Source organism: Chitinophaga sp. 01L420 (assembly GCF_056399985.1).
In genome coordinates, this window is sequence record NZ_JBFTSK010000106.1 from 1 (window position 1) to 3248 (window position 3248).

Consider the following 3248-nt stretch of genomic DNA (forward strand, 5'->3'; position numbering starts at 1 on the left):
TTCAACACTCCTCTCAAAAAAAATAAAAAATATTTCCGTTCGCGAACAAAACGGATACTTCAGCACCAGGCCTATTCAGGTTCTTTCCCGCCGTAAATTATCACATTGTGAAGCCCACAGGACAAGGCTAAACGGTAGCCATGGCATGATGTGCTATGCAGTCTTTGTTTCCTTTACAATTTTCTTTATCAGTGATATTTGCCCCAGATGATAGTGCGTATGCTCAATCACGCCAAGTAAATTCCTGTAATAATTTCCGTACTTAGGGTTGTCGAAGTCCTGGTCGAGCTTTGCTTCGGCTAAATTTTCAATTTGTAATGCCAGTTCTTCTGCTTCTGTTAAAGCTTTAGTGACCAGCTCTTGCCACCCTTCTTCCGTTGTAATGGGAGGCAGGTCGAAACTAAATTTATCGTGGGCGTTTAAAGGTTGTCCTTGTAACACCTTCAAAATAGYGCTCACATAATAGTTGATATGAAAAACTAAAACAGCAATGGTGTTAAGATCATACACCTTTGTGGTAGCCTGTTTCCAGTTTACATCGGCTAAGGTATCCTTCAGGTTTACACTTGTCCAGTTACCTCCAAAATGAACGTCCCTGAAATGTTTGGATAGTTGTTTTGTGGTGATCATAACATAAATAATTGGGAGAATGATTTAAAGTACCGCAGTCTCCGTTCCTTCCAATATAGATTTCAACCGGGGAGCAAATCCCAATCCCCACTTGTCAACAGCAGCAATGAGCGGTAACAGTGTCTTGCCCGATTCTGTGAGATAATATTCCACTCTTAAAGGGACTTCTGCATAGATTGTTTTTCCCAACACACCATGCTGTTCCAGTTCTCTCAGATCCTTCTGCATAACCCGCTTGGTAATACCATTAATAGAATGTACCAGATCTCTGGGGCGTTTTATTCCTTTCGAAATTTCATCCAGTAAACAAAACTTCCATTTAGAACCTACCACTTCCATCGCAATGCTGAGACCACATTCATAATCAATGGGAACTTTTCTTTGATACATCTGCTTAAATATGCTTTTTAGACTTACAAAATTAATCAACTGGCCATTTACATACATGGTGATAAATTAATCACCGACTGATTAATTACCCCCCTATTGGCCAATGATCGTACGAATACCATATTTGCTAAAATAACAAATAATAATTCATAAAAGAGATGAAGAAGACATTGGTGATTATCACTCATTCGAGCCTGGAAACCTCCACTATTAATAAACGGTGGGTGGAAGAATTAAAAAAACATCCGGATGAATATCTCATACACGATCTGCACAGCATGTACCCGGATGAAAAAATTGATGTAAAGAAAGAACAACAACTATTAGCTGCTCACGATAAAATTATATTCCAGTTTCCTTTTTATTGGTTCAACTGTCCTCCATTTTTCAAAAAATGGCTGGATGAAGTATTAACGGAGGGATGGGCATACGGGGCTGATAGCGGGTATCAACTGGCAGGAAAGAAAATTGCACTGGGCATTACAGCCGGTATTAATAAAGAAGATTATACGGCCTCGGGAAGGTATAAATACACACTGCAACAACTAACAGCTCCATTTGAAATAACCTTTGAATACATTAAGGCTGATTACAAATCGTTCTTCGCCTTCTATGGAGTAGAGCGTCGCCCTACCACCGCGCAAATAGAAGAGAGCGCCGGCGATTATATCTCTTTCATAAGAGGTTTGTGACACTATGTTTCCCTTAAAATAAAAAGCGTGATACCTTCCTTTCGAATGGTATCACGCTTAGCAGGAAGCTTAATTAAACTTTCAGAAATACTTTCTTCTTATACATAAAATATAAGAACAACCACTTTACAAATACGAGGGTGATCGCAAGCACTACGGCTCCAAACGGTTCACCAATCAGCTGCCCAAGCCATTTAAAGAATGCGTTATTGGTATAACTCCAGTCAATAAAGTGAGCAGAAATATAAATGAGGATAGAGTTCATTCCGATCACCCGGAAAAAGAACGCCCATTTTTTATACCCTGCAATGTCAATAACATAGTAAAAAAGCGCGAGCAACAATAGGCTGATACCCCCTACCTGCAGGACAAATGAACTACTCCATAAATTTTTATTGATGGGGAAATCCAGATTCCATATCTGCGCCAGCACCAAAAAAATTACACCGGTAGCAGCCATCACACCAACCTTCTTTACTGGTAACATTGGACTGTTCCGTAATAAATTACCGGTAATAATTCCCAACATAGCAGTGCTGATAGCGGGAAACGTAGAAGCAAATCCTTCCGGGTCATGGATACCCAGGTACAATTTTCCCGGAACAATTAAACGATCCAGGTAAGAGGCGAAATTTCCTTGCATAGTAAGATCACCGGGGGCAAATCCAGGTGCTGCCGTAAACTTTAACAACAACCAGTAAGCCACAATAATCCCCACAAACCAGATCATTTGCGCCCGCTCCTTCGTATACAGATAAATGATATTGGCAAACATATAAGCCAGACCAATCCGTCCCAATACACTACAGAAGCGTATCTCCGAAATCGGATGCAACTGCAGACCGTTATTATAAATAACCCCCAGCAATACCAGGATCAATCCCCTTTTTATAACACGTAATAAGAGCTGGGTGCGGCTTTTTCCCTTCTCCAGCTCGCGCCCCACGGAATAAGGCGTTGAAACCCCGGCCATAAAAAGGAAAAGAGGGAAAATGAGATCATAAAAGTGAAACCCATTCCAATCAGGATGCTCCAGCTGTTCTGCTATCGCGCCCCAGAATGGCGAACCTGTTGCTTTGGCTATCTCGTGGAAAATCGCGCCTCCACCCATAATCCAGAACATATCAAATCCCCTGAGGGCATCTAATGAGTATAGCCGGCCTTTCTTTTCACCTTCGCCGGCTATGGCTGATACTTCTCCAGCCTGCGCCGGAAATGCTGTTATTGTACTCATGAATGATTCATTATTGAAGAGATCAAACGATTATTTTTATAAACTCAAATGATTTTGGCCGCATGCGGTTTACAAACTAACAAAAATGAAATTAAATTTTTTTAAAAATTAATCGGGAGCGGGTAATATCAGGTTATTCCTGCATAACAAAACTTAAAAACTACTGATTATCAACATTTTAACAATTTAGTCTCCAACTTTTGTAATTATATTGAACCTTAGTACTTTTGATGATAGCTGGTACAAAAATGTACCCTTCGGCCGATACCCGAAAAACCCGGCCGCGAATACAACCGCTAACC

The 3248-nt window shown here is 40.6% G+C and carries 4 protein-coding genes; 1 reads left to right on the forward strand and 3 read right to left on the reverse strand.

What is annotated here, in order from left to right; translation table 11 throughout:
• Nucleotides 1-153: 153 nt before the first annotated feature.
• Nucleotides 154-630 (reverse strand): DinB family protein, encoded by a 477-nt coding sequence (locus tag AC1DP6_RS36250; protein WP_477059272.1) that lies wholly within the window; start codon nucleotides 628-630, stop codon nucleotides 154-156.
• Nucleotides 631-654: 24 nt separating this feature from the next.
• Nucleotides 655-1020 (reverse strand): winged helix-turn-helix transcriptional regulator, encoded by a 366-nt coding sequence (locus tag AC1DP6_RS36255; protein ID WP_477059273.1) that lies wholly within the window; start codon nucleotides 1018-1020, stop codon nucleotides 655-657.
• Between the two features lie 158 nt (nucleotides 1021-1178).
• Here AC1DP6_RS36255 and AC1DP6_RS36260 point away from each other — a divergent pair, with 158 nt between their 5' ends.
• Nucleotides 1179-1712 carry an NAD(P)H-dependent oxidoreductase gene (locus AC1DP6_RS36260; protein ID WP_477059274.1) on the forward strand — a complete coding sequence of 178 codons (534 nt, stop codon included), beginning with the start codon at nucleotides 1179-1181 and terminating at the stop codon, nucleotides 1710-1712.
• A 73-nt stretch (nucleotides 1713-1785) separates the two neighbouring features.
• On the opposite strand, the gene AC1DP6_RS36265 is transcribed toward AC1DP6_RS36260, so the two are convergent.
• On the reverse strand, nucleotides 1786-2946 hold the full coding sequence (locus AC1DP6_RS36265; RefSeq protein WP_477059275.1) for an acyltransferase family protein: 1161 nt from the start codon (nucleotides 2944-2946) through the stop codon (nucleotides 1786-1788).
• Nucleotides 2947-3248 lie beyond the last annotated feature (302 nt).

Coding starts and splice junctions, on each gene's coding strand:
- AC1DP6_RS36255 (WP_477059273.1), bottom strand. CDS start 1,020: ATGTATCAAAGAAAAGTTCCCATTGATTATGAATGTGGTCTCAGCATT.
- AC1DP6_RS36260 (WP_477059274.1), top strand. CDS start 1,179: ATGAAGAAGACATTGGTGATTATCACTCATTCGAGCCTGGAAACCTCC.
- AC1DP6_RS36265 (WP_477059275.1), bottom strand. CDS start 2,946: ATGAGTACAATAACAGCATTTCCGGCGCAGGCTGGAGAAGTATCAGCC.